The sequence below is a fragment of the Arthrobacter sp. TMP15 genome (assembly GCF_039529835.1).
Lineage (GTDB): Bacteria > Actinomycetota > Actinomycetes > Actinomycetales > Micrococcaceae > Specibacter.
Map to the genome: position 1 here is coordinate 2,447,807 of NZ_CP154262.1, position 23,937 is coordinate 2,471,743.

The window sequence follows — 23,937 nt, forward strand, 5'->3', positions numbered from 1 at the left end:
GTGTAAGTCTCCCGTTTTCAACGCTTAAGTGTCAAACAGCGAACGATACCGTCTCACTATATGGACCCGAAGTCCACTCTGTGGGCAGGTGCTTCGGATGGTCACGAACGGGACCCCGTAAAGTAGCTCCCTACCTGCCACTCTACGGGGAGGAATGCGCTTACCTCTAGCTGCAATAGGCGCCCGTCGAAGCGCTGTTGACCAACTTTGCATACTTAGCCAAAACGCCTGTCGTGAACTTGGCCGGCAATGGTGTCCAACCAATTTTGCGGGACTCCAATTCGGCGTCGTCAACCAGTAGGTCAAAACTGCGATTCCCAATATCAACACGAATCTTGTCCCCGTCGCGGACAAAAGCGATGGGACCGCCGTCGACCGCTTCAGGGGCAACGTGGCCAATGCACAGCCCCGTGGTGCCCCCGGAGAACCGGCCGTCGGTGAGCAAGAGAACGTCTTTACCCAGCCCGGCACCCTTAATGGCACCGGTAATGGCAAGCATCTCTCGCATCCCCGGCCCACCTTTGGGGCCTTCATAGCGAATAACGACCACGTCACCGGCCTGAATTTCGCCCTTTTCCAAAGCCTGCAGGGCACCCTGCTCACGCTCAAACACACGGGCGGTACCTTCAAAGATGTCAAGGTCGAACCCGGCACTTTTAACGACGGCACCCTCCGGTGCCATGGAACCGTGCAAAATGGTGATTCCACCGGTTTTGTGAATCGGGTTATCCATAGCCCGCAGGACCTTGCCATCTGGATCCGGCGGGTTGATCTCAGCCAGATTCTCGGCAACTGTTTTGCCCGTAACGGTGAGAGCATCACCATGGAGGAGGCCGGCGTCGAGCAGGGCCTTCATAATCACAGGCACACCGCCAATCTTATCGACGTCGAACATCACGTAGCGGCCAAAAGGCTTGAGATCACCCAGGTGCGGGACCTTATCGCCGATCCGGTTGAAGTCATCCAGGCTCAGATCCACCTCGGCTTCGCGAGCAATGGCCAGCAAGTGCAGCACGGCATTGGTGGAACCGCCAAATGCCATGGTGACGGCGATGGCGTTTTCAAAGGCTTTCTTCGTCATGATGTCGCGGGCGCGGATGCCCTTTTCAAGCAGGTGCACCACGGCTTCACCGGACTTGCGCGCATACATGTCACGACGGCGGTCGGCGCTTGGCGGGGCGGCGGAGCCTGGCAGGGACATGCCTAGCGCTTCGCCGATGCAGGCCATTGTATTTGCTGTGTACATTCCACCGCATGCGCCTTCGCCGGGGCAGATGGCGCGCTCAATGGCGTCAAGATCCTTCAAACTCATGGTGCCTGCGGCGCAGGCGCCGACGGCTTCGAAGGCGTCAATCAAGGTGACTTCCTTCTCCGTGCCATCCTCCAGCTTTGCAAAGCCGGGCATGATTGAACCGGCATAGAGGAAGACGCTGGCAAGATTCAGCCGGGCGGCGGCCATGAGCATGCCGGGCAAGGACTTATCGCAACCGGCCAGCAGCACGGAGCCGTCCAAACGCTCAGCCATCATGACCGTTTCCACAGAGTCGGCAATGACCTCACGCGAAACTAGGGAGAAGTGCATTCCCTCATGACCCATGGAGATTCCGTCGGAGACCGAAATGGTGCCGAATTGCATGGGGAAGCCGTCGGCTGCGAAAACACCTTCTTTGGCACCTTGAGCAAGGCGGTTCAGGGAGAGGTTGCAGGGCGTGATCTCATTCCAAGAGCTAGCCACACCAATCTGAGGCTTCCTGAAATCGTCATCTCCCATGCCCACAGCACGGAACATGCCGCGCGCTGGGGCGGCATGAATACCGTCCGTAACAACCCGGCTCCGGGGTTTGATGTCCGGCTTGCCATCGGCGGTACGGATGATGCCCTCTGATGATTCCGCTGAATTGATATTCACACTCATGAGCGCCATTCTATGGCTGAAGTAGCGACAGAGGCCACCATTAAACTTTGTTCCCCTGCCGCGCTTCATAAAGTTGACACAAGCCAGTAGGCCACGCGCAGGGTTCAACGGAGAGGACCCAACGCGGAGTGGAGGAAACTTTTATGGTGGCTTTTCTGCACCTAAACCTGTGTCTTCACAGGGAAGAGCGGGAGATTTAGTGTGATACACAACTCAAAACCGGCAAAAGCTGAGACTTCGATTTCACACGGAACCAAAAAGGCCGTATAGTTTCATGTCGTTGCGAGGAACACGATGGACACAAACCGAAGTGCTTCTACGCGGTGAAAGTTGCACCCCTAGCTCAATTGGCAGAGCAATTGACTCTTAATCAATGGGTTTCCGGTTCAAGTCCGGAGGGGTGCACTGGTATTGCCGCTCCAGCGCTGGTAACAACCGGTGTTGGTGCGGTTTTTTACTGCAAAGAGAAATACATAAGAATAGTCTGCACCCCTAGCTCAATTGGCAGAGCAATTGACTCTTAATCAATGGGTTTCCGGTTCAAGTCCGGAGGGGTGCACAGGGTAAAACCGCTCCAACACTGGCAAGCGCCGGGGTTGGAGCGGTTTTTTTATTTAACGCTTAATGCTCCAGGTCCACGCTTATTCCACGCTTATTCCGTGACTTCTGGTGAAAAATCAGGCCTTCGCGGGTCGTTTCGTGACCCACTTGTCCAGCGTCGAGCTCGCGTCCGGGGCCAATTTATCCCTAGCGATGTAGTGCTTCTTGGTCACGGCGTCCGAGCTGTGGCCCAGCTGCAGCGAGGCAGCCACGGAGCCGGACTCGCGCTCGATGAGTGTGGCCACTGCCTTCCGGAAGCTTCGCGGCTGGACGTAGGCCCACTTCTCCCCACGCGCGTCACGCCACTGTCGGCGGAAGTTAGACGGCTCCATGAGGTCACCAGACCGGCTGGCGAAGACCAGGTCAGACTTCGCCGACAGCCGCCGGCGCCGGAGTACCTTGGTGCCAAAGTACGGCAGCGTGAGAATGCGCTCGCCGGACTCCGACTTGGGATAGTCCTGCCGGTGCAGACCCTTGACTGAGTCGCGCTTCACCGTGCCCGTGACCTCGATGGTGTTGGCGTTGAAGTCAATGTCACTGAACCGCAGCGCCAGCAACTCCCCCGGCCGCAGCCCGGTGGCCAGGAAGACATCCACCGAGTCCCGCACCTGGTCACGCCCGGGACGTTCTTTGGCCCACCGTTCGATGTCAGCCCGCAGAGCCTGAACCTCGTCAACACTCAGCGCGGTGACTTTCTTCTTCTCTTGGGCGACCATCAGCACCTCCCCCACCGGGTTGACCGTGATGGCGTCATGCCTGACGGCCATGCCAAACATCAGGGACAGCACCGTGCGCGTCATGCGGGCAGTCGTAGGGGTCTTTGCCTGCAGCGCTCGCAGGAAGGCTTCTAGGCGGCCTGTGGTGGCTTCGTGGATTGCGAGGTCTCCCAGGGCGGGGACGATGTGCTTGTCTACTTTGTCCTGGTACTGGTCGGCGGTGGCTGTGGACTGGCTCAGCGTGCGGAGCCACAGCAGGGCCAGCTGGGCGATGGTGGTGTGCCTGGTGATGTCCTCTCCGCCAACGCGGCCGCGGTTCTTCAGCTTCTCTTGGAGTCGGAGTTTTGCTTTGCCCTGGGCCGGGGCTGAGGCGGTGACTTGCCTGGTCTCGCCGTCCGTGTCCCGGTAGCGGCACTGCGCTTGCCAGCTGTTGCCGACTCTGACCACGTTGATGTCGCCGTGAGCCCCGATGGGGAGTTTTGGCCTGCCTCGCATGGCATGTCCTGTCTGATCAACCCGGAAGGGTTAGCGTGTTTGGTGCTCGACAAGAGACAGCTGTGCTGCTTCTTGGGGCGTGAGTGTTTGGATTCTGTCGGTGACGACTTCAGGGGTGACCCAGAGATCTTCGGCCAGCTCATCAATGGAGGCGGCCCAGGCAGCGTGTGTGCAGAGTGCTTCTATGGGGATGAGGCGTCGCGCGGTTTCGGCGCGGACCTCGTATTCAATCCTCGGCGCTTGGCAGCCGGCATGCCCCAGCTCCATGTGGACGAGCTCGTGCACCAGTGTGCACCGCCGCTCGTCTTGCTGGAGTCTGCTATCCAACCAGATTACTCGCAGACCGTCTGTGCGCCCAGGGGCACCGTCGGGCATGCGAACAAAGCTGATGTGTATGTGTGTAAGCCGCCGAAGCGCTCCCCAAGGATCGAACATCATTCAGACACTAGACCTAGGTTCTGACAAACTACGGGAACATAGATACTAAAACTACACAGGGCGGTTTATGACACGGCTGTGCTTAGCCGTTCGCCAGGGTGAGAAGGTCGCGGAAGTCTTTCTCCGTGATGATCTTTATGTCCTGGCCGGCGGCTATGTAGGTGCGGGCTTTCGCTTCTTTGCCCGTCCCGGTGGTTGCTGCCACCAGGTGTGTGGTCTTCTTCGTGACGCCGTTGCCACAGCTGGCACCATGCTTAGCGACGGCGGCCATGGCGTCGTCGCGCTCCATGGTCTCCATGTTTCCGGTGAAGACGAAGACCTGCCCGTACAGCGGGTTGGTTTCGTCGGCGTCCGCTGCTGCTTGTGGCAGGTCTGACAGCTTCTTGGACGTCCATTCCTTCGGCTGGCTTCGGCCCGAAGCCTTGGTAGTGGCAGCAGCGGACCAGAGGCCCTCCATGGTGTCCTGCCCAAAAAGTCGGGCCATTTGAAGTACAACGCCGGCGCATGCCATCGCATCAGCAGCAGCATTGTGGTGGTCGGTGAGGGATACGCCGAGTGAGCCGGCCACTGTGGGCAGCTTGTAGTCGATCAGTTGCATGCGTCCCTGGGCAAGCTGCAATGAGCACAGGAATTCAGGGGTCGGGACTGCAAGACCATGGATGGCGGTTGTGGCTTCGAAGACGCTCTGATCAAAGGAGGAATTGTGAGCAACCAGGGGCGTGCCGTCGATGAAGGCCATGACGGGCAGTAGGAGTTGGTCCCATGTCGGCGCACCTGCGACCTGCTGGGCAGTGATGCCGTGGACCCTCACGTTGTGCGGGGCAAACTCTGCATGTTCTGCATGTGGCCGGATCAGGCTACGAGCAGTCCCGATGATCTTGCCGTCCACAACCCGAGCCAGTCCAACGGAGCATGCCGAGGCCCGGCGGCCGTTGGCCGTCTCGAAGTCGATCGCGGTGAAAGTCAGTCCCGTCATTGGTCCCCCTCAATATCCTGCGACTCTTCGCCGCGTTTTTGCCAACGCTCGTCGTCCTCGGCGCCCAGGTTGCGGGAGCCGTCGGCGGCGAGTTCGAAGTAGTTGGCCGGCAACGGAATGTTACCGGCGCTGTCTGCATCTGGGTGGGCGTGCGGATCCACATAAGGGACCTTCACAGCCTTGGGGTTGGCAGGGCTTTCCCCTGCCTGGTTCATATGGGTGGGATGCTGTTCGACATTGCCCACCACCTCCTTGTTCATGTCAACGAGGACCCGCAGCATGTCGATCGCGGCCTTCCGTGCTTTCGCGGGAAGGTTATCGACACCTGGTGGTAGTTCCTCTGCAAAGGGAGGACCGGGGACGGGTTGTCCCGCGGCCATGAATGCGACCTCGTCCTTGACGCCGGCCAGCCACGCAATCGCACGGATGGTCTCATCCGTTGGAGTGGACTTGTAGGTACCGCTCCGAATCTGGCCAAGCGTTGTATAGACAACCTTGTGGCCATGCGCCTTGGCGATGCTGCCAAGTTGGCGCACTGAGGTCTGATGCTTGGCCACGGCCAGGTCAACCAGCTCTCGTAGGCTTTGAGGTTCATTCACGACGCCGACTCTTCCCTTTGCAACGACACTTGAGGAAGTGCCGAAAATGTTTTGTTGACAAGTAACTACCCCATCTTTGCAGAACCCGCGCGGGTTTCCTCGCTAGTCGGGTTGACAAGCTAGTGATAAACAATGCATGATGTACTTGTCAAAGCGAAACAAGAAGGGAATACTGATCATGCGACATACCCGCCGCACACTTTCAATCGTTCGTAAGGAGACCTGGATGAAGGTCAAGGACCCTGCTGCATTGCGGCGGAAGAGGTTGAATCGCAAGTATTCCCAGCGCGACTTGGCGTTCCTCGTCAAGCGCTCGCAGAACGCCATTCACCTAATCGAAACGGGCGGCATGAAGACGCTCAGCGAAGACTTGGCGCTGCTGATCGCGGCGCGCCTAGATGTTGACTGGGAGGACTACTTCACCCTCGAGGAGCATGAAGTCATGCCCAAAGTGATAAGTAATTCACACACCATTGAGCACCACGAGAGCAAGGTGGCGTCATGAGCCCATGGACACGTACAGCCGACGGAGGAGACAACTGGTTCCCATCCCCGTTGCGCTCGCAGGAGCAGGGCGTGTTGCTGGCGGAGGTACGCCGTCGCGATGGCGATGCCTGCCGGGTATGTTGCGTGGTGGTGTCACCCGAGGGGCCCAGGTCCCGCTATTCACTGAACTATCGCATCCTCAACCCCGGCACCACGCTTACAGTCGCCGGCGTCGTGGTTGTTTGCCGCCAGCACATGACAACCGGCGAGGTCCAGCCCGCCCCGGAGCGCCCGTTCCGGGCCAACCTCACCTCGGCCCAGCGCCGCGCGGCCAAGGCTGCGGCCGCCGTCGAGCGTGAAAAGGAACTTGCCGCCGAGGCAGCCGACATCTACGACAGCCACCAAAACGTGGCCGTCCCCTTGAACCAGATCAACATGCTGGTTGATGTCTGTGTCAAGAACGAGCTCGACGGTTACCCGGTCCCGGGTAGCGGCGATCCAGTGGTAACCCTGCAGGAAGCGATCCACTGCGGCGCAGTGACCGTCACCAAGGGCCTGCCCGCCGCCGTTGAATTCCGCCGCAAACACCCCGGGGTGCTGCAGTGCAGCGGGGACAACGTCGATGCCCGGTCTGCGTCGTGACGGTCATGGCTGAGGCTCCGGTCCGGTATATGACGCCGGTGGATCTGGCGGAGGTTTTGCAGATCCCAGTGGTCACGTTAGCCAACTGGAGGTCAGCGAAGAAGGGGCCCAGGTTCTTGCGCCTGGGCGGCCTGGTCCGGTATGACCCGGCGGATGTCGCTGTCTGGTTGGAAGAGCAGCGGGCCGACTAGCGGTCAAGTACCCATCAAGTAAAAACTCAATCATAAGGAATGGTCTCGTGAGTGATTCCCCTAAGCCCAGCGCGCCCGCTGGCAAGTCCGCAGAGCTGCCGACGTTCCCGTCGCGGATGTTCTTCGACGCGCTGGACTACCCCCAGGGCCGCGATCGCACCAACGTTGAAATCGCCCGCGGCAAAAGCGTGGCCCAGTTGCACAGGGACAAGGACCGTCTGGCCGTAGCGATCAGTCATCTGCGGGCTGCTGATGAAGTCGGCAAGGTCCAGGCGTCTTTTGAGGTGTTGGTAGCTTGGGCGGACGCTTTCCAGAAGTCCGTTCATGCGCTGGCCCGGCTGGCCCGAAACGCCGAGACCCGGTTCGACGATGCCAACCCCGTGGTCGAGGACCCGGCGCCGGACACGGCGGCAGTCACACCTGATGAGGCTTTGGCTGCGGAGCTTCAACGGCTGGCCCACGGCCCGCTGGTGGTCTCGACAGTTAACGTCGGGCCCGACGGGACGCGCCATCACCCGCGGACCATGGCTGAGGCCATGCAGATCCGGAACGCCAAGCTAAGCGAGATAGCCGACGGTCGGGCATGAGCGGCTACCGGAAGACCCGGAACGCCGTGATCTACCCCAAAGGCGGCGGCGCTCCCTGGCGGCCGATCCGCAAGGTCACCTACAAGGACACCCACGAGCTGAAGAAGCAGTTGGTGACGATTTGCCGCACGCACTTTCCCCCGCCCATGGCCATTGTGGTCGAGATACATTCCCGCACGGTATTTGTCGATGGTACTGCCAGGGTGCAGTACGAGCTCGTGGAGCCGGCCCCGGCCAAGCAGCCCGCAGTAGGGATGTTCTGATGGGCGAGGTTGTGCGTCCGTCGGTGCGGGTGGCCGCAAACCGCCGTCGTGCTTTCCTGTGGCTGCCGGTACTGCTGACCGGCGCCCTGGTCTCTGTGGCTGGTGGGTCAATGATCACAGTTTTCAATTCATTGGACGCCGCCGGCCTGGTACTGCTGCTGGCCGGGTTGTTCGGATTCATACGTGAGGTGGAGAAGTGATGCCGGAGACAGTGAATGATCAGGCCCCAGCATTTGTAATCCCTAGGGGAACAGATGAGTTGGCGTGGAAGATGGCAGCCGCCTGGGCGGATGTGCCGGTGGCGTTGCTGTTAGCTGATACGGCCTCTGTGAAGTCAACGCATTACATTGCGGCGTTGCGGGTCTGCAAGTCACTGGACCTGTGGCTGGAACGTCATGACGCGGAAGCTGCTCAGCGTGCCGAGGAAGAGGCGGCTACCGGCAGTCCTTTGGCGGATGAGATTTCACAGCTCGGGGCTGAGAGCTTCATAAGAATCATGATGCTCGCGGAAGAGTTCGCGTCCCTGACTACACAGAGCCGTGACCGTGGGGATGCCGTGAGGGCGAGTAAGTATTCAGGTTTTGAATCGGCTCTGCTGCAGGTAGCGGCTGGGCTTCAAGTAGATAACGACATAGAGGTGGGGAAGTAATGGCTACACGTTTTGAAGAGATAGCGATAGGTCAGGTTCGGCCAAATAAGGCGAACATTCGTGAGGACTTGGGGGACTTGGACCGGTTGACGGAAGAGATCCGCACTCTTGGTGTTGTCTCTCCGCTGATTGTTTACCCACACCCGGAGCTTGAGGGTGATTACCTGGTGAAGGATGGTCACCGTCGCCGTCAGGCGGCTGTGAACGCTGACAAGTCTTTCCTGCCCTGCATCGTTGTTGATGCACCAGTGCGTGGGGAGATGGACGATGTTGAGGCGATGCTGACCACCGGCCGTAACCACCGTGCCCTGACCGCGTTAGAGGAAGCTAAGGGTTTCCAGCGTCTTCTGGATTTGGGTTTGAATGAGTCCACTATTGGGAAGAAGTTCAAGAAGCCGAAGTCGGAGATCATCGCTAAGGCTCGGGTAAAGAGCTCACCGGAGGCTGTGCAGCAGGCGTATGGGTTTGGGCGTTTGGACTTGGAGGGTGTGAAGAAACTCCAGGAGCTTGAGGACGCTGGCCAGCCGGGCTTGTATGCCCGGGTGGTGGAGACCATTGGTAATGCGGATAAGCGCTACACGCTGCACCTGGAGCGGACGATTGCCCGTGCAGAGCAGGAGCATGCACAGGCTGAGGTTCAGCAGCTCATGGATGCTTTGGAGGCCCCGCAAGCCCCGCAGGACGTTACCTACTCTAATAAGTGGGATCACGTCCCTGACGTCGAGGGCGAAGAGCTCAACGACGAGGAGCATGTGGCTGCCGGCCACTACTGGACTAACAGCACTTATAACCCTGAACCGAAGTGGTACCGGCCGCTGACCGTGGCCAAGCCTGATCTTTCAGAGGTGGAGAAGGAAGAGAAGAAGAAGCTCCGCGCTTTGAACGTGGAACTATCTGTCAGCTACCAGGTGCGGCGCCAGTTCATTGCGAACCAGATCCTTTCAAAGGACGGGGCCGGTGAAGTAGCCGATAAGGAATTGCTGTTTGACCTTCTGTGGGGGGATATCACCAAGCTCGATGATGAGACCTTGGGTGACATTAGTAGCATTCATTGCCCTGTGCAGGCTAAGGAGTACGGCAAGGAACGCAATGATTGGTTGGCGCGAACGAAGGCAGCTGTACAGAAGCTCTCGTGGAAGCAGCTGGCACGTGCCGCAGCCTACGCAAATGCCAAGGACACTGACCGGCAGCTGCGGTTCGCAAAGAACTTCGATCGCACCGTTTATGACTGGTCGAACCGTCAGCGCTGGCTTGAGCAGGTACAAACCCATTTCGGTCACCGCCTTGACCAGGCAGAACAGGACACGCTGGAGCTGTTCAAGACCAAGGGCGGGTCCTACTCCAGTAGAGAAATGACTGAGGGTCTGAACCGCCGTGTCGAGGAAGACGTCACCGTCATCAAAGACACTGAGGTAACCCAGTGAACCCCGTGACCAGGCACAAGGAAATACTGGCCGCGAAAGCTGTCCCACTGCGCCACCCGTTCTCTGAGTTTCAGTTGAGCATGGCCACAACGATCGCCCGTGATTTGAGGTATCCACGCGCAGGGGTAAGGCGCCAAGCAGACGGCCAGTGGTTGCTGCAGGTTTGGTACGCCCCGCAGGTCGTCCGTCATGACCTTGAACCGTTGACTTATTCCTCACCCTTGGGCGCGTTCGTGGACGCTCAGCGCAAGATCTATGCTGCCCGAGCTCAACAGCACCCAGCAGGCCAGCTCTGGCTCCGTGGCACCACTCGGGAGATGACCGCATGAGCACCGACAACCCAGACATCTCCATGCTGAACCGCGACCGCCCCGTAGCACCACCCCGCTGCCACTCATGCGGGGCACCCATAGACCCACACAACGGCGAATGCCGCTGCTCATAGAGAGTGTGAACCCATGAAAATAACAGTCCCAGCAGACGCACTAACCAACGCGCTCGCAGCCTGTGCGGCCCATACGTTTCAGGGCCAAGATGCAGGGTATTTGGCAACAGTGGATTTGCAGATGAGTGAGCATCTGGAATTGGTGGCCACCGCATCAGGTGGCATGACAACAGGTGTTGCCCGGATACCGCTGGTAGAGCTTGATGGCACTATGGGCCGGGTCTCCCTGTCCAAGCAGGACATTAGTACCATTCGGAGTCTGTTCTCGGACAAGTTCAAGCAGTTAGAGATAACTGTCAGGACTTCTACCGTTCCGCCTGAGTCTCCGGATGATAAGCCTGAGCGTATTCATCAGATGGAGATTCGCGAGCTCGGTTCACTCTTCGGTGGGCGTTCAGTGAAGCTGACCATGCCTGACCACGGCAATCGAGACATCCCCGGACTGTGGCACCCCATAGCAGCAGCGTTGAAGCGCCGCGTAGCACCGAATGTCCCAATCACTTTGTTTCATCCGGCGAACATGGCCAAGTTCCGTGCCGCGTCTATGGCATATAGCGAAGAGCTCCGTATTGAACCGGCCGATAACTACGGCAACCTCATCATTCATTGCGGTCCTCATTTTGTCGGGTACCTCCACGCAGACGCCCAAGTTAGCGAGACATTCACGGCTAACAGAACAGCCTGGGCAGACAGGCTCCCGATGAAACTTGCAGCCGTAAAGGACGGATCATGACAACACCTTGCACGCACGACCCTGACCGGGTCTGTGACCATTGCTCCCCGGCCCAGCTCCAAGCTGTACTGAACAACATCGGAGGAATCTCATGAGCGCGGATATTGGAGTGGAAATCACCGATGGGGTACCAAGGTCTGATTTACGAAATGCAGTAGAGGAACTGGCAGCGAAGTGCCGAATGTTCTCTACTTACGAGGCGTTCACGCCCGGCGCACGGTCTGCCTACGGCCACATGTTGGACGACCTTGAATCCATTCTTGACGACTTTGCAGACGCTCTCGCCGCGCACCCCGACAACAGCGCCACCGAATGGGGCGTGCAGTGGAACGGGGAAGATGACGTCACCGAATACGAGCCAAGCGACAAGGCCACCGTCACAAGCGCCTTCAAAGCAGACATCGCATGGGCCAAGCGCAACGTCATCAGGACACCACCCAAGGGTGAACTAGTCTCCCGCCAAGTTACCCCGTGGGAGCGGACCAAGTGAGCCGTGGGGAACGGGTAGAAGCTGCTTCCAAAGCGATGCTGTGGAGCGAAACCATGGGCCGATCATCACTGGATGAAATGGCGGACGCTGGCCTTCAGGCTTCTGATGCGCTGCTGACCAACGACGCCGCCGTGGAAAGAGTGGCGGATACATTCGCTCTAGCAATGCACGGCGAGGGTTTGACCAGCATCTCCGAATACCGCGCCGCACAGTGCCGCGTCCTTGCTCATGCCGCGATTACCGCGCTACTCGGCGGTGATCGCATGAATCCGGATTGTCGCGACGGTAAGCACAGGTCATGTGCTGGCGATGGCTGGGATGAAGCCCACGACCACGTCACCGAGTGCCAATGTAGCTGCCACACCATGCCGTTGTCCAGGGGTGGATTCAAAGGCACCGATATGACCGGGCTCCTGCCGGCACACACGTGTTCTCGCCCCAGCCCGTTATACCCGAGCGGGGTCATCTGGCAATGCCTGGAATGCAAGAAGACGTACCGCATGGAATCCGTGCGGGACCGCGGCATCTCACAGAGCGAATGGGCCCCGTTCGAGGTGACGTCTTGAGCCGACCGACACTCAATGCAGCGACGTTCGCCTTCGCCCGGGCAATGTTCTCTGACGGGTACATGGCCGAGCACGGATCACTCCCCCACCGCGTCGTCTGGGACTGGTACGGCGGCGGCAGGTACGCACCCAAGCGCCGGCCCCTGCTGAAGAACGGACGCACACCATGACGAACCCACTTCCGGATCTCCGCCCGCCGGTTGACTCCACGGCACTCCGCATCATCGTCACTCAAGTTCTGCCCCTCAAGCCAACGCTGGCCCAAGACACCATTCGCTCAGTCCGGCATGGCCTCGCCGACGTCCTCAACTGGCTTGGAGAGGATGTGGGCCCCATACCCGGCGCCTTAACCCACGTGTTCAGGAGTGGGGGCAAACTCTTTGTGTCCGCTGAGATGTTCCGCGGTTTGGGAGGCATCCAATGACGAACCAGCTATTCCTCGAAGTCCTCGATGGCCGAATCCCACTGCCAGCCAAACCCAAGCCACCGACGCTCGCGGACGTCATCCAAGGCATCGAAGCCATGGTGCACGACATCTTCGCCCAGATCTTCAAGGCATTAATCCCACTCACCGAGAGCTTGCAGGCCCTCGGCGTCATTGAAAAGCCACTGCCCATCGAGCCACGTGCCCGGGCGCTCGCCGCCAAGCAGCGGCAGGGTAAGGGGCCGCCGTCGCCAGTGGACTGGCGGGGCAGGGAACGCAACAGAATTTTTAGGTCTCAACCATGAAAGTAGGTGCACCTCGTGCCCTGGGGACGAATAGGCGACACCGCCGCCCATCATCCGACTGTGTTGGCGGTGTTGGAGCATGAGGATGCTGATGACCGAATAGTGAACGAGTTGTTCGGGTTCGTGTTGAGGTGCGCCACCCAATCGGCGGCGCACCTCACGGACTACGTGATCAACCGGGGCACGGCCGTCTCGGTGGCCGGGGCGTCCAGGGCGAAGGCCTTGCTGGATTTCGGGATCTATGCCGGCTACCTGGTCGAGATGGAAACCCTCGGCGAGGACGGCCACACCCGAAAGGTCTACAAGGTCATTGATGACCCGGACTTCATTCATATCCGCACCAAGGAAGAAATAGAGTTTGAGCGTCAGCGCAAGTCGGACAACTCCGACCCGGCGCTGATAGTACCGATACGTCTTCGCGACGGTGACGCCTGCCGCTACTGCGGCATGGTCGTCAACTGGAAGGCTCGCAAGGGTCGCCTCGCTGGCACCTACGATCACCGTGTCCCCGGCCAGAAGGCAACGGTAGACACGTACGTAGTGAGCTGCACCGGCTGCAACGCCGGCCGCGGCAACGACATGGAAGCAGACAAGCGCTACCCGCTGCTCCCCGAGCCGCTCAAACCGTACTACTCGCCGCACACCCGTGAGTGGCTTGAAAACAATGACTGGCGTGAACGCAACGGCTTCAAGGTGCCCAAACCTCCGGCGTCTATCGTCCAGCCAGGCAAGCACGCAGGCAACGGCCATTCCCGGCCTGCAACCATCCAGGGCAACGGCAGCACCACCGGCCCAACACCAACCGCAGCGCCGGCCCCGGCCACTGGTAGCAGCCCCTCAGAGGCTCCCAGCGGCGACGGAAAGCAGTCGAGCAGCACCGGGCAGGACTCGGCAGCGCCAGCGCCACCTGAGCAGCCCACGGATGGACCTGATAGATATCTGCGGATTCCGGTAGATCCAGCAGAACGTGAGTGTTCAGTATCTGGATTTACCGGGACGGGTAGGGACGGGCCGGGTCGGGACGGGGAGGGAAGGGGACCAGATCTCTTACTCTCACCTGCAGCTCAACTGAAGAGACCGCCCAACCCATCAGGCATTCCCAAGCCATCCACCCAAGGGAAGAAGAACCGCCGTCGTACTAGGCCACGTAACCGTAAGGGGAATCCCAATGTTTGACCTGGTGGAGCATCTGCCGATCAAGAATCCAACAGCTGACATCCTCCTATATCGGCGTGAGGTTCTGGAGAAGTTGAAGGCACGGGCATCGAAGCTGGGCTATGAGCCACCCTCGACGTTCCGGTTCAGAGTGGTCAAGTTGCCGCTGTCCAGGTACATCGAGTGCCGGGCGCTGGTTGTACCGCTTGATTTGGAGCGACTGTTGATTGAGCATCTGAGGGGGAAGATATGACGACGTGTACGACTCCGGACTGCCACAGGATCACGAGCCTGTATTTGTGCACGGATTGCATCATCGAGCTGGATGATCTGCTGAAGGATGTGGACGTGCTGCGGGTGTACCTGGTCGGGCCGCTCCGGAGAACGAGCGTGACCAGGGCGCCGGGTGCCGGTGGGGCCGGTGGCGTGGCCGGGTCCACTCCGTCGATCAGCTTGGACGCGCTGTTGCTGCAGGCGTGGTTGGGGCAGCTGCCGGCCCGGGCCCATGCCGAGGCCATGGAGAACCCCGAAGCCGGGCAGACGTTGTTCATGGCACGGTTGTGGGTGGGGCAGGCCCGGGACTTGGTGTGGGGTCCGGAGGAGACCCGTGTGTATGGCGAGTGTGGCCGGCCGTTGGAAGGGCATGAGCCGGAGGTGTGCACCGAGCAGCTCGTGGCCAGTCCCGATGATGCCTCGGTGAGGTGCCAGGAGTGCGGGGAGGTTTACCGTGTGGCTGACCTGTTGGCCGCGATCAGTGTGAAGGTTCGGGGTGAGCCGATGGCGCCGCGTGCTGTGCGGGAGTACCTGCAGGCCAAGGCCAAAGTGCTCGTCTCTGTGTTCGACTTCAAGAACTGGGTGAAGCATGGGAAGCTGCCGCATGTTCTGGACAGGGTTACGACCACAGAGAGGGCGCCGAAGCTCTATTATCCGGGCGATGTGCTGACTGTGTACGAGGACATGCAGGCAAAGCGGCGGCCCGGGCGTTGATTGTAGTAGAGTAATTCCGAGGGGATAGCTGTCCCCAGAGGATTTATGCAAGGCCCCGGCGGGTATCGCCGGGGCCTTTGCTGTACCCCTCCCCCTATGCGAGGCCCACCCCCACCCATCCCCCTCCGGCCACCCTCCCTGGCAGGCACTCCCGGCGTCCCCGGGCCAGCCTGCCGAGCAGGCGCCGGCCACCTCATCAGTTGGCCCACCCCAACCGCGGAGGCCGCCCCATCCGGCACATCTCCCCCTCCAGTAAGGGGGCGGCGGGCCGGCATGTGTTGACTGTCTGGAGGAATCATGGCGACACCGAGAGCATCAACCACCGAACGCGGCTACGGTGCCGAGCATCAAGCCGAGCGCAAGCGGTGGGAACCTGCTGTTCAGGCCGGACAAGCGACCTGCAACCGCTGCAACGTGGAGATTGAGCCAGGAACACCTTGGGATCTCGGCCATAACGACGACCGCACGGCTTGGACAGGCCCCGAACACCAGGACTGCAACCGCCGAGCTGGCCAAGCCAACGCAGTGGCGGCCCGGACCGGCCGAGGGAAGATGACCATCCGCATCTGGTGACTTACCCGCCCGCCCGTCAGGGGTAGGGGGGTCAAAATCTCTGGCACTATAACACACGCCAGACTCTGCCTGGAGTCATTTACGTTTTCGGGACTTCTACGTAACGTTACCGATTCTGGGTTACGCGACGATACGGTAACGCGATCCGCCCGTCCGGTCAGTCAGGAGGGCCGCTATGGAGGTCATTTGCGCCACCTGCGAGCAGCCGTTCGCGGCAAAGCGCAGGACAGCCACCTATTGCAGCACCCAATGCCGGGTTCGGGCCCACCGAACCAAGCCGGCAGCCCTGCCAAGCATCGTCCAGGCTGCTGCCGCCAAGAAAACCGCCCACGGCAAGTCCCCACCGGCCCCCGACGCCGACGAACCGGGCAGCGTGGCCGACGCCGTGCGAGTCGAGCTTGAAAAGGCCGAGCGCGTAGGCACGGTCATGGGGCAAGCGGCCCTTGTTCTCGCCCGCCGCATTGATCACTCCGCCATGGACACGGGCTCCGCTGTGTCCTCCCTGGTCAAACAGCTCAGTGCCTCCCTTGATGCTGCGCTCGCAGGCGCTGTGGTCGAGGAAGACACCGTGGATGAATTGAGGCGGCGACGTGACATCAAGCTTGGCATCACTGGTTAAGCCTGCTTACTGTACGGGGCCGGAATATCACCAGACGTTCGGTCCGGAAGTTGCTGACCTTGCTTCTTCGGTTGGCTTCGCTCCCGATCCGGAGCAGGCGTTGGCGCTGGACATGATGTTTGGCATCGACAAGGCCGGCAAGTCCACGGCGTTTGAAGCGGCGGTCATTGCGTGCCGGCAGAACATGAAGACAGGCCTGTTCAAGCAGGCTGCCCTGGGCTGGCTTTTCATCACCGACCAGGAACTGATTGTCTGGTCAGCTCACGAGTTCTCGACGGCGCAGGAAGCGTTCCGAGATATGGAGAACCTCATCATGGGCTCGCCGTCCCTGTCGAAGCGCGTGAAGCAGATCCATCGGGCCTCTGGCAGCGAGGGCATCGAGCTGAAGAACGGTCACCGCCTGAACTTCAAGGCACGCACCAAGCACGGAGGGCGAGGGCTCACCGGAGACAAGGTGGTGCTGGATGAGGGATTCGCTCTTACGCCGGCGCACCTGGGCGCACTGTTGCCTACGCTCTCGGCCCGTCCTGATCCGCAGGTGGTCTATGGATCCAGTGCCGGGCTGCGCCATTCGGTGCCGCTGCGGAAGATCCGGGACCGCGGAAGGATTGGCAGCTCGCGCCGCCTGGTTTATCTCGAGTGGGGCGCGCCACGGCTCGCCTGTGCGAACGAGAAGTGCAGCCATGAGCCTGGCGAATTTGAAGGCTGCCAGATGGACGACCAAGAAAACTGGTACATGGCGAACACTCTTTTGGGGCGGGTGCGTGCGAACGGCACGGGCATGACCATTGAGTACGTCCAAAGCGAACGGGATGCGTTGCCGCCCGAGGAGTTCGGCCGTGAGCGGATGGGCTGGTGGGATGACCCCACTACCTCGGAGCTGTTCGGCCCGAAGAAGTGGGAGAACGGCGAACGGCTGTCCCGTCCGGAGGATCTGGCTATCCAGGCATTCGGAATTGCCGTGTCCATGGACCTGACCAGCTCCTCCATTGTGGCCGGAGCGACCAACCCGGAAGGGTCCTGGATGAAGCCGCTGCAGCATGGGCCCAAAACAAGCTGGGTGGTGGACAGGGCCAAGGAGCTGCAAGACACCTACGGAGCCACGTGCGTCATTGACGGGCGCGGCCCTGGCGCTGTCCTGATCCCCCACCTTGAGAAGGCCGGCGTCCGCCTGCACGTGGCATCCACCGCTGACGTGCTGGACGCCTGCGCCACCCTGGAGACCAAGGTCAAGGACGGCGAGCTGCTGCACACCCCGGCCGCAGAGCTGGACGATGCAGTCATCGGTGCTGTGAAGCGGCCGGTGGGTGACCGCTGGGCGCTGGGCCGCAAGGGCGCCACTGACGACATCACCCCGCTGGAAGCCGGCACGCTGGCGATCTGGCTGGCGGGCGTGGAAGTACCTGCCATATCGGCCTACGAAGAAGACGACCTGATGGTGGTCTAAGGAGAACGCATGCTCGAAGTACTTCTGCTCCTTCTGGGGCTGGCCGCCGGTGGCGTATCCGCCGCCTACTGGCAGCCGGGCCACCGTAAGCCTCGCGGGTGGAAGAGCCTGCAGGCTGTCCGCATCATCGTGAACCTCAAGTCTGGCCAGTCCATTGACGGCTACCTGGTGCGGCAAGAAGCCCAGCTCCTGTTCATCCGCGATGCCGTTCTGATCGGCCAGTCGGACGAGCCCATCCCCATGGATGGGCAAGTCATTGTTGAGCGGTCCGAGATCGAATTCACCCAGTCCCCGTAAGGAGGCCACCATGGCGGCAATCGTTTCAGCCGGGCAGATCACATCACTGTCCCGTGCAGTGTCCACAGGCTCGGCCTCCGTTCAGATCACGGTGGACTACAGCGCCACGTACGCCCTAATCTGGAAGCGGCACGGCAGCGTCCGCACGGTAGTGGATTTCCTCGGCCGCAACATCGCCAGTCTGGGCCTTCACCTCTTCGAACGGGTGGACGATTCTGACAGGCACCGGGTGACCGACCATCCACTGATCCAGATGCTGGACAGCCCCAACCCGTGGACAACCCATTACACGTTCTTCGATGCACTGATCAGGGACCTCGCCATTTATGAGCGCTTCCTGGCCGTAAAGATATCGGCCGGCGGACGGACCTCCTTGGTCCGTATCCCTCCGAGCATGTGGTCCGTCAAGGGTGAGAACTGGCTCATGGCCGAAGCCTTCGAGGTGCAGGGCACCAAGGGGAAGGCCATCTACACCCGCGACCAGGTGGTCTACATCGGCGGGTACAGCCCGGACGGCGACCTCGGCGGGGTCTCCCCTATTGAGTCGCTCCGCGAAATCCTCGCCGAGGAGTACGAGGCAGCCCGCATGAGGGCCCAGACGTTCCGCAATGGCGCCCGCACCTCTGGCTATCTGGAACGCCCTGTTGGCGCCCCTGCCTGGTCCAAGGAAGCACGGAACCGGTTCCGTGCTGGCTGGCGCTCGCAGTACGCAGGCGGCGGCACTGAGGCTGGCGGAACACCCATCCTTGAGGATGGGATGAAGTTCACCGATGCCTCCCAGACGGCACGGGATCTGCAGTACATCGAGTCGCGAAAGCTGACCCGCGAGGAGGTCGCCTCGGCCTATTTCATCCCACCGCCCATGGTGGGGCTGCTGGACAAGGCCACCTTCTCCAACATCAAAGAGCAGCACAAGAACCTTTACCAGGACACTCTGGGCCCGTGGCTGCAGCGCATTGTGCAGGAGCTGGTGCTTCAGCTGTTCCCGGACTATGGGGGCATGGACAACTTCTATCTTGAGTTCAATCTTGAGGAGAAGATGCGGGGCAGCTTTGAAGAGCAAGCTGCCCAGCTGCAGGCCGCCGTGGGGGGCCCATGGATGAGCCGTAACGAAGCCCGGGCCATGCGGAACATGTATGCCGTGGAGGGCGGCGATGACCTGATCGTCCCGCTGAACGTGGTGACGGGCGGGCAGGCTTCGCCGCAAGATTCTGGGACTCAGAACGTAGGCGGCCAGTCCATGGCCCTGATGCCGCTCATCCGGAAGAAGGCAGCCAAGGACAACGAATACGAGATCAAGGCGCCAACCGATGAGGAGATCCCGGCCGAGCACGCCGGCTCACTGGCAGACGTGTTCTCCAAGTTCTTCTCCCGGCAGCGCGCCGTCGTGCTGGCCGCATACCGGGAGAAGTCCCCGACGTGGTGGGACGCCAAGCAATGGGAGGACGAGCTCGCAGAGGACCTGCTCAAGCAGTCCCTGTCCGTCACCGGGACGGTGGCGGCCGCGGCGCTGAAGGACATGGGCATGGACCCTGAAGCCTACAGCGTGGCCCGCACGGAGGCGTTCCTGAAGAAGGTTTCACAGCGTATTGCCGGACAGGTCAACGCGACCACTCTGGCCTCATTGGAGGAAGCCTTCGACGAGGACGGCATGGAAGCGGCCGAGCACGTGTTCAACGTCGCAGAAGAGTCACGCTCCGCCCAGGCAGGCATGACAGCGGCGGCAAACTTCGTAGGGTTCGCCATGGTGGAAGCATCACGGCAGACCCAGCCCAAGGCCACCAAGCGCTGGCAAGTCAATTCCGGCAACCCGCGGGCCAGCCACACATCCATGGACGGCGAAGAGCAGTCCATAGACGACGATTTCAGCAACGGAATGAAGTGGCCAGGCTCCTTCAGTGGCGACGTGGACGACGTTGCCGGCTGCCAGTGCTCTGTCGTCATCATCACCTAGCCCGTAAGGAGGGCACATGCGTATCAAAAGCACCACCGCACGGGTCAAAGCCGGCCCCGAAGATGATCTGGAGGAAGGCGAGTTCATCGTCTACCCCAGCACGTTCACCCGGGAGCCGGATTCCTACGGCGACGTGATCGCCCAGGGCGCCTTCCTTGACGACATCAAGGCTTGGGCCGATTCCGGCAACACCATGCCTGGCCTCTTCGGTCACCGCTTCGACGATCCCGACTACTACGTGGCCGGCGCCTCGGACATGGGCGAGGACGACCACGGCTGGTGGGTCAAGGGGAAGTTCGACATGGACTCCCCCAAAGGACCCCACACATACCGGCTGGTCCGAGACAAGAAGCTCACCCAACTGTCCTTCGCCTTCGACGTCCTCGACGAGGGCGCCGTCGAGCTGGAGGACGGTACGAAGGCAAACGAACTTCGCAAGCTGAAGGTCTACGAATTCAGTTTCGTGCCCATCGGCGCGAACCAAGACACCTCGGTGGTTGCTGTCAAGGCGCTCGCTGATGGGATAAAGGCTGGTCGTGTCCTCGCGGCCAAGCACATTGACTCCTTGCGCTCGGCGCAGGATGCCATTGGGGCGGTCATTGCGGCTGCCGAAGTCGAGGACGACCAGGCGAAGGCGGCCAAGCCCGTCACTTCCCTGGCTGAGATGGCCGACGTGATGGGTCTTGAGCTGGAGCTCGAAGCCAGCGCGTAGCCGCCAGTACCAACCCCCTGACCTGCACACCCGTGTGGGTCTTTTTTTATGCCCAGGAGGCAAAGAATGAGCAAGCTGAAGATGCTTCAGGACACCGCCCGGGCGGCTGTCAAGACCGCCCGCGAAATTGCGCAGAAGGCGGCGGACGAGTCGCGGTCGCTGACCGGGGAAGAGCTGGCCGATTACACCACGGCCATGGCGAAGTCCAAGGACTTCCTTGAGCAGATCAAGACTGCCAAGGCCGATGCCGCCATCCTTGACGACGCCAAGGCACTGGCGGCCGAGATTGGCGGGGACGCCGGCGACCTGCTGGAGGCCCAGAAGGGCGCCAGCCCCGTCCAGCGCATGAAGAACCTGGGCCTTGAAGTTGTGAACTCGGCCCAGTTCAAGGACGCCATGGCCGCGTTCCCCGACGGCCGCGTCGGCGACAAGGCCAAGTTCTCCACGGCACCCATCAGCGTCAAGGGCTTGTTCGTCGGTGGGGACCAGACCTCTGCCGGCGCCTTCGTCACTCCGGAGCAGTCCGGCATCTTGGAGATGCTGGGCCGTCGCCCACTGACCATCCGTGATCTCATCAGCGTTCGCCGCACTGGCTCGGATGCTATTGAGTACGTCCGTCAGGTCTCTCACACCAACGCCGCGGCTCCTGTGGCCGAGGCGACCTCTGCCGATCGCCCCACGGCTCCGGAAGGCGCCGGCGCTCTGATCAACAACCCCAACGGCGGCTACCGCCCGCAGGGGTCCTGGGCGTTTGAGCGCAAGGTCACCAACGTCAAGACGATTGCCGAGTGGGTGCCAGCCACCAAGCGTGCACTCTCCGATGTTGCCCAGCTGGAAGGCATGATCAACGACGAGCTGCGTGCGGACATTGCGGAGACCGAGGAGTTGCAGATCTTCAGTGGCAACGGCACCGGTGATAACCTCACCGGCATCTTGAACGTCTCGGGCCTGCAGTCACAGGCATTCGATACGGACTTCTTCACCACCACACGCAAGGCCCAGACCAAGGCCCGCACGGTCGGCAAGGTCATCCCCAACGCTTGGGGTATGCACCCGGAAGATGTCGAGTACTTGGACCTCGCTCGGGAGAACGGTGCCACGGGCAAGTTCCACGGCGCCGGCCCGTTCGCGATGGGTCCCCGCACCCTGTGGGGCACTCCCGTTATCGAGACCGAGGGCGTCACCTCCGGTGTCCCCCTGCTGGGCGACTACTCCAAGGCTGTTCTCTGGGACCGCGAGCAGACCACGGTGAGCGTCTCCGACTCGCACGAAGACTTCTTCGTGCGTGGCCTGGTTGCAGTCTCTGCTGAAGAGCGAGTTGCCTTCGGTGTCACCCGCCCGTCCGCATTCGTCAAGGCCGCGGTTCGCGCCTAGTCAACCCCAATACTCGGCTGGCGGCCTTAGTCACTTGTGGCGGGGCCGCCAGCCGCCCAACTTTTCAGGAGGTGTCCCATGGCGGGATTGAAGGAATACGAAGTTGTCACATCTTCGGGGTACGTCACCACGTTTCAGTACTCCGATGATGACGCAGAGGTTCGGGGTCTGCTCGGTAAGGATGTGGAGTCCTTGAAGAACTCGGCGGCGGAGAAAGCCGAGGAGAAGCGCGAGCGTGCCGCGGCTGCTGCTGCGAAGAAGGCCGCGAAGGAAGCCGAGGAAGCTGCCAAGGCGACCGCCGACGCTGAAGCTGCGGCCCTGGACAAGCCCGACGCGAAGGCAGCCCCAGCCCCGGCCAACAAGCAGGCTCCGGCCCCGGCGGACAAGTAATGGGAGGGGTGACCTTGGAGTCGCTGGTGCAGGGCAGTGAGCTGGTCGGTTTCAAGGGCGCCCCGTTCCCGCCCGCCGTGCTCAACGCAGCGGCAGAGTCCATCCGGACTGAGTGCGAGTGGCACATTGCCCCGCTGGCGACGTCCACGGTGAAGCTTCGGGCCGGCACTTCGGACACTGTCCTGCTGCCGACCATGCACCTGGTGGAAGTCCTCGAGGTGACCAGCTCGGCCGGCGACGCGGTGACGGGGTGGGAATCCATGCAGGACGGGACCTTGGAGCGCCCGGGAGGGTTCCCCAGGTTCATCAACGTCCGCTTCTCCCACGGCCATGCGGCATGCCCAGCCGAGCTGCTTACCGTCATTGCCGAGCGGGCCGTGTCCGGGGCGGCCGGCCGCATCAGCCAGGAGTCCTTGGGTTCTCGGTCGGTGTCGCTGGAATCCGGGTACGACTCCGTGTCCATGGCGGTCCTGCAGAAGTACAAGCTCCAAGGGGCCCCTTGATGGACATGTTCAGTGAGGAGTGCATCCTCCGCGTCCGGGGCCACGCCACGGATGAACGGAACGAGTATGGCAACCCCATCATCGCCCCTGGGCATGATGAGCCCTCGCCGTGCTGGTACGAGCCGATGGGAGCCACGGAGGACATGGTGGCCAAGGGCCAACAGACCTCCGGCTATTGGCTGTACCTGCCACTTTCCGCCCCCATCGGTGCGGTGGACGCCGTCGTGCTTGCAGGGCTCGCCTACCAGGTGATCGGAGAGCCAGCCCGGCAACCCAAGGGCTTCATTGTCCAGGGCTACATGAAACTGCAGCTGCAGCGGGTGACTGGCTGATGGCAGAAATGGAGATCTCACGGGAGCTCATGCTCAAGGCCATGCACCACCGGGACGTAAAAGCCCACCTGCAGGTGATCGCTGACCGGCGCAAAAAGCGTGTCGAGCAGCTCGCCAAGGCCGAAGGTGTGGAGATGACAGTGACGACGGTTGCCGGGGTAAGACCCGGCGGCCGGCCCTTCGTCAACATCGTCTCCGACAACGTCGATCAGGAGTTCGGCACCTCCCGCACCGCGCGGCGCCGCATTCTCGGGCGGGCGGCTGCAGGATGAGCCGCTGGCCCGACATCGAAAAGGCACTGGTGGCCCACCTCGAGGAGCAGACCAGCGTCCGCTGCGCCACCGAAGTGCCGGAAAAGGTCGAGGATCTGCCCGGATTCATCCGGATAGCCCGCGGCCCCGGCACTGACGACCTGGTCACCGACGCCCCCGTTGTGGACGTCGAGTGCTTCAAGCCGGACTACGGCTCTGCAGGGGCGCTCGCAGAGGACGTCAGGCAGTTCTTCCACGGCTTGATTGGCCGCAAGGCGGGCGGTGTCCTCATAGACCGCGTCCGCACGTCTGTCAGCCCGACATGGGTTGACTACAAAAACCCCGCGACGAACCGCTTTGTGGCTTCGTATCGCATCGAGTACCGACAGATATAGGAGG

Annotated in this window: 35 protein-coding genes and 2 tRNA genes; 32 read left to right on the plus strand and 5 right to left on the minus strand. The window is 61.2% G+C overall.

All coding sequences use genetic code 11. The features are described from left to right. Nucleotides 1-166 precede the first annotated feature (166 nt). On the minus strand, nucleotides 167-1,915 hold the full coding sequence (gene ilvD, locus AAFM46_RS10815) for a dihydroxy-acid dehydratase (protein WP_343317730.1): 1,749 nt from the start codon (nucleotides 1,913-1,915) through the stop codon (nucleotides 167-169). 332 nt (nucleotides 1,916-2,247) lie between these two features. Between ilvD and AAFM46_RS10820 the strand changes: the two genes are divergently transcribed. Beyond that, nucleotides 2,248-2,320, plus strand: a tRNA-Lys gene (locus tag AAFM46_RS10820). An 81-nt stretch (nucleotides 2,321-2,401) separates the two neighbouring features. Then, a tRNA-Lys gene (locus tag AAFM46_RS10825) sits at nucleotides 2,402-2,474 on the plus strand. A gap of 118 nt (nucleotides 2,475-2,592) precedes the next feature. On the opposite strand, the gene AAFM46_RS10830 is transcribed toward AAFM46_RS10825, so the two are convergent. The 4 genes from AAFM46_RS10830 to AAFM46_RS10845 all read right to left on the minus strand — a co-directional run bounded on the left by AAFM46_RS10830 (nucleotide 2,593) and on the right by AAFM46_RS10845 (nucleotide 5,739). After that, on the minus strand, nucleotides 2,593-3,726 hold the full coding sequence (locus AAFM46_RS10830) for a site-specific integrase (RefSeq protein WP_343317731.1): 1,134 nt from the start codon (nucleotides 3,724-3,726) through the stop codon (nucleotides 2,593-2,595). 30 nt (nucleotides 3,727-3,756) lie between these two features. Further along, entirely contained in the window at nucleotides 3,757-4,101 is a 345-nt protein-coding gene (locus tag AAFM46_RS10835) for an ImmA/IrrE family metallo-endopeptidase (RefSeq protein ID WP_343317733.1), read from the minus strand. 145 nt (nucleotides 4,102-4,246) lie between these two features. Beyond that, nucleotides 4,247-5,140: an exonuclease domain-containing protein gene (locus AAFM46_RS10840; RefSeq protein ID WP_343317735.1), complete on the minus strand. Its 894-nt coding sequence runs from the start codon at nucleotides 5,138-5,140 to the stop codon at nucleotides 4,247-4,249. Further along, nucleotides 5,137-5,739, minus strand: a complete 603-nt coding sequence (locus tag AAFM46_RS10845; protein WP_343317736.1) for a hypothetical protein — start codon at nucleotides 5,737-5,739, stop codon at nucleotides 5,137-5,139. Before AAFM46_RS10845 ends, AAFM46_RS10840 begins: the two co-directional genes overlap by 4 nt. 136 nt (nucleotides 5,740-5,875) lie before the next feature. Here AAFM46_RS10845 and AAFM46_RS10850 point away from each other — a divergent pair, with 136 nt between their 5' ends. From AAFM46_RS10850 to AAFM46_RS10995, 30 genes are all read left to right on the plus strand, one after another. After that, nucleotides 5,876-6,244 (plus strand): helix-turn-helix transcriptional regulator, encoded by a 369-nt coding sequence (locus tag AAFM46_RS10850; RefSeq protein ID WP_343317737.1) that lies wholly within the window; start codon nucleotides 5,876-5,878, stop codon nucleotides 6,242-6,244. Next, complete coding sequence (locus tag AAFM46_RS10855) at nucleotides 6,241-6,867, plus strand: hypothetical protein (RefSeq protein WP_343317738.1); 627 nt, start codon at nucleotides 6,241-6,243, stop codon at nucleotides 6,865-6,867. Before AAFM46_RS10850 ends, AAFM46_RS10855 begins: the two co-directional genes overlap by 4 nt. A gap of 5 nt (nucleotides 6,868-6,872) precedes the next feature. Then, nucleotides 6,873-7,058 (plus strand): helix-turn-helix domain-containing protein, encoded by a 186-nt coding sequence (locus tag AAFM46_RS10860; RefSeq protein WP_343317739.1) that lies wholly within the window; start codon nucleotides 6,873-6,875, stop codon nucleotides 7,056-7,058. A gap of 47 nt (nucleotides 7,059-7,105) precedes the next feature. Beyond that, nucleotides 7,106-7,645 (plus strand): hypothetical protein, encoded by a 540-nt coding sequence (locus AAFM46_RS10865; protein ID WP_343317740.1) that lies wholly within the window; start codon nucleotides 7,106-7,108, stop codon nucleotides 7,643-7,645. Further along, nucleotides 7,642-7,908, plus strand: a complete 267-nt coding sequence (locus AAFM46_RS10870) for a hypothetical protein (protein WP_343317741.1) — start codon at nucleotides 7,642-7,644, stop codon at nucleotides 7,906-7,908. The genes AAFM46_RS10865 and AAFM46_RS10870 overlap by 4 nt, the downstream gene beginning before the upstream one ends. After that, a complete protein-coding gene (locus AAFM46_RS10875; protein WP_343317743.1) occupies nucleotides 7,908-8,108 on the plus strand; it encodes a hypothetical protein in 201 nt (66 codons plus the stop codon). The genes AAFM46_RS10870 and AAFM46_RS10875 overlap by 1 nt, the downstream gene beginning before the upstream one ends. After that, entirely contained in the window at nucleotides 8,108-8,557 is a 450-nt protein-coding gene (locus AAFM46_RS10880; RefSeq protein WP_343317744.1) for a hypothetical protein, read from the plus strand. The genes AAFM46_RS10875 and AAFM46_RS10880 overlap by 1 nt, the downstream gene beginning before the upstream one ends. Beyond that, entirely contained in the window at nucleotides 8,557-9,981 is a 1,425-nt protein-coding gene (locus tag AAFM46_RS10885) for a ParB/RepB/Spo0J family partition protein (protein WP_343317746.1), read from the plus strand. The genes AAFM46_RS10880 and AAFM46_RS10885 overlap by 1 nt, the downstream gene beginning before the upstream one ends. Further along, nucleotides 9,978-10,310 carry a hypothetical protein gene (locus AAFM46_RS10890; protein ID WP_343317748.1) on the plus strand — a complete coding sequence of 111 codons (333 nt, stop codon included), beginning with the start codon at nucleotides 9,978-9,980 and terminating at the stop codon, nucleotides 10,308-10,310. Before AAFM46_RS10885 ends, AAFM46_RS10890 begins: the two co-directional genes overlap by 4 nt. A 129-nt stretch (nucleotides 10,311-10,439) precedes the next feature. Next, nucleotides 10,440-11,159, plus strand: coding sequence for a hypothetical protein (locus tag AAFM46_RS10895; RefSeq protein ID WP_343317750.1), 720 nt, complete (start codon nucleotides 10,440-10,442; stop codon nucleotides 11,157-11,159). A 91-nt stretch (nucleotides 11,160-11,250) separates the two neighbouring features. Then, on the plus strand, nucleotides 11,251-11,649 hold the full coding sequence (locus AAFM46_RS10900) for a hypothetical protein (protein ID WP_343317751.1): 399 nt from the start codon (nucleotides 11,251-11,253) through the stop codon (nucleotides 11,647-11,649). Continuing rightward, nucleotides 11,646-12,215: a hypothetical protein gene (locus tag AAFM46_RS10905; RefSeq protein ID WP_343317752.1), complete on the plus strand. Its 570-nt coding sequence runs from the start codon at nucleotides 11,646-11,648 to the stop codon at nucleotides 12,213-12,215. The genes AAFM46_RS10900 and AAFM46_RS10905 overlap by 4 nt, the downstream gene beginning before the upstream one ends. After that, nucleotides 12,212-12,385, plus strand: a complete 174-nt coding sequence (locus AAFM46_RS10910) for a hypothetical protein (protein ID WP_343317753.1) — start codon at nucleotides 12,212-12,214, stop codon at nucleotides 12,383-12,385. The genes AAFM46_RS10905 and AAFM46_RS10910 overlap by 4 nt, the downstream gene beginning before the upstream one ends. Then, complete coding sequence (locus AAFM46_RS10915) at nucleotides 12,382-12,639, plus strand: hypothetical protein (protein ID WP_343317754.1); 258 nt, start codon at nucleotides 12,382-12,384, stop codon at nucleotides 12,637-12,639. Before AAFM46_RS10910 ends, AAFM46_RS10915 begins: the two co-directional genes overlap by 4 nt. Next, complete coding sequence (locus tag AAFM46_RS10920; RefSeq protein WP_343317756.1) at nucleotides 12,636-12,944, plus strand: hypothetical protein; 309 nt, start codon at nucleotides 12,636-12,638, stop codon at nucleotides 12,942-12,944. Before AAFM46_RS10915 ends, AAFM46_RS10920 begins: the two co-directional genes overlap by 4 nt. Nucleotides 12,945-12,959: 15 nt before the next feature. Further along, on the plus strand, nucleotides 12,960-14,120 hold the full coding sequence (locus AAFM46_RS10925) for a hypothetical protein (protein WP_343317758.1): 1,161 nt from the start codon (nucleotides 12,960-12,962) through the stop codon (nucleotides 14,118-14,120). Continuing rightward, nucleotides 14,113-14,352 (plus strand): hypothetical protein, encoded by a 240-nt coding sequence (locus AAFM46_RS10930; protein WP_343317760.1) that lies wholly within the window; start codon nucleotides 14,113-14,115, stop codon nucleotides 14,350-14,352. Before AAFM46_RS10925 ends, AAFM46_RS10930 begins: the two co-directional genes overlap by 8 nt. Then, on the plus strand, nucleotides 14,349-15,086 hold the full coding sequence (locus tag AAFM46_RS10935; RefSeq protein WP_343317761.1) for a hypothetical protein: 738 nt from the start codon (nucleotides 14,349-14,351) through the stop codon (nucleotides 15,084-15,086). Before AAFM46_RS10930 ends, AAFM46_RS10935 begins: the two co-directional genes overlap by 4 nt. 297 nt (nucleotides 15,087-15,383) lie before the next feature. Next, a complete protein-coding gene (locus tag AAFM46_RS10940) occupies nucleotides 15,384-15,659 on the plus strand; it encodes a hypothetical protein (RefSeq protein ID WP_343317763.1) in 276 nt (91 codons plus the stop codon). 175 nt (nucleotides 15,660-15,834) lie between these two features. Then, entirely contained in the window at nucleotides 15,835-16,278 is a 444-nt protein-coding gene (locus tag AAFM46_RS10945; protein WP_343317764.1) for a hypothetical protein, read from the plus strand. After that, complete coding sequence (locus AAFM46_RS10950) at nucleotides 16,262-17,725, plus strand: hypothetical protein (protein WP_343317765.1); 1,464 nt, start codon at nucleotides 16,262-16,264, stop codon at nucleotides 17,723-17,725. The genes AAFM46_RS10945 and AAFM46_RS10950 overlap by 17 nt, the downstream gene beginning before the upstream one ends. A 9-nt stretch (nucleotides 17,726-17,734) precedes the next feature. Further along, the gene (locus tag AAFM46_RS10955) at nucleotides 17,735-18,022 is read left to right on the plus strand and encodes a hypothetical protein (protein ID WP_343317767.1); all 288 of its coding nucleotides are present in this window, start codon (nucleotides 17,735-17,737) and stop codon (nucleotides 18,020-18,022) included. A 10-nt stretch (nucleotides 18,023-18,032) separates the two neighbouring features. Beyond that, a complete protein-coding gene (locus AAFM46_RS10960; RefSeq protein WP_343317769.1) occupies nucleotides 18,033-19,976 on the plus strand; it encodes a phage portal protein in 1,944 nt (647 codons plus the stop codon). 16 nt (nucleotides 19,977-19,992) lie between these two features. Further along, nucleotides 19,993-20,688, plus strand: a complete 696-nt coding sequence (locus AAFM46_RS10965) for an HK97 family phage prohead protease (RefSeq protein WP_343317770.1) — start codon at nucleotides 19,993-19,995, stop codon at nucleotides 20,686-20,688. Between the two features lie 66 nt (nucleotides 20,689-20,754). Beyond that, a complete protein-coding gene (locus AAFM46_RS10970; RefSeq protein WP_343317772.1) occupies nucleotides 20,755-22,062 on the plus strand; it encodes a phage major capsid protein in 1,308 nt (435 codons plus the stop codon). A 78-nt stretch (nucleotides 22,063-22,140) separates the two neighbouring features. Beyond that, on the plus strand, nucleotides 22,141-22,452 hold the full coding sequence (locus tag AAFM46_RS10975) for a hypothetical protein (RefSeq protein WP_343317774.1): 312 nt from the start codon (nucleotides 22,141-22,143) through the stop codon (nucleotides 22,450-22,452). 8 nt (nucleotides 22,453-22,460) lie between these two features. Further along, nucleotides 22,461-22,955 (plus strand): hypothetical protein, encoded by a 495-nt coding sequence (locus AAFM46_RS10980; protein WP_343317776.1) that lies wholly within the window; start codon nucleotides 22,461-22,463, stop codon nucleotides 22,953-22,955. After that, on the plus strand, nucleotides 22,955-23,287 hold the full coding sequence (locus AAFM46_RS10985; protein ID WP_343317778.1) for a hypothetical protein: 333 nt from the start codon (nucleotides 22,955-22,957) through the stop codon (nucleotides 23,285-23,287). The genes AAFM46_RS10980 and AAFM46_RS10985 overlap by 1 nt, the downstream gene beginning before the upstream one ends. Then, entirely contained in the window at nucleotides 23,287-23,559 is a 273-nt protein-coding gene (locus AAFM46_RS10990) for a hypothetical protein (protein WP_343317780.1), read from the plus strand. The genes AAFM46_RS10985 and AAFM46_RS10990 overlap by 1 nt, the downstream gene beginning before the upstream one ends. Beyond that, a complete protein-coding gene (locus AAFM46_RS10995; RefSeq protein WP_343317781.1) occupies nucleotides 23,556-23,933 on the plus strand; it encodes a hypothetical protein in 378 nt (125 codons plus the stop codon). Before AAFM46_RS10990 ends, AAFM46_RS10995 begins: the two co-directional genes overlap by 4 nt. The last annotated feature ends 4 nt before the right edge of the window (nucleotides 23,934-23,937 follow it).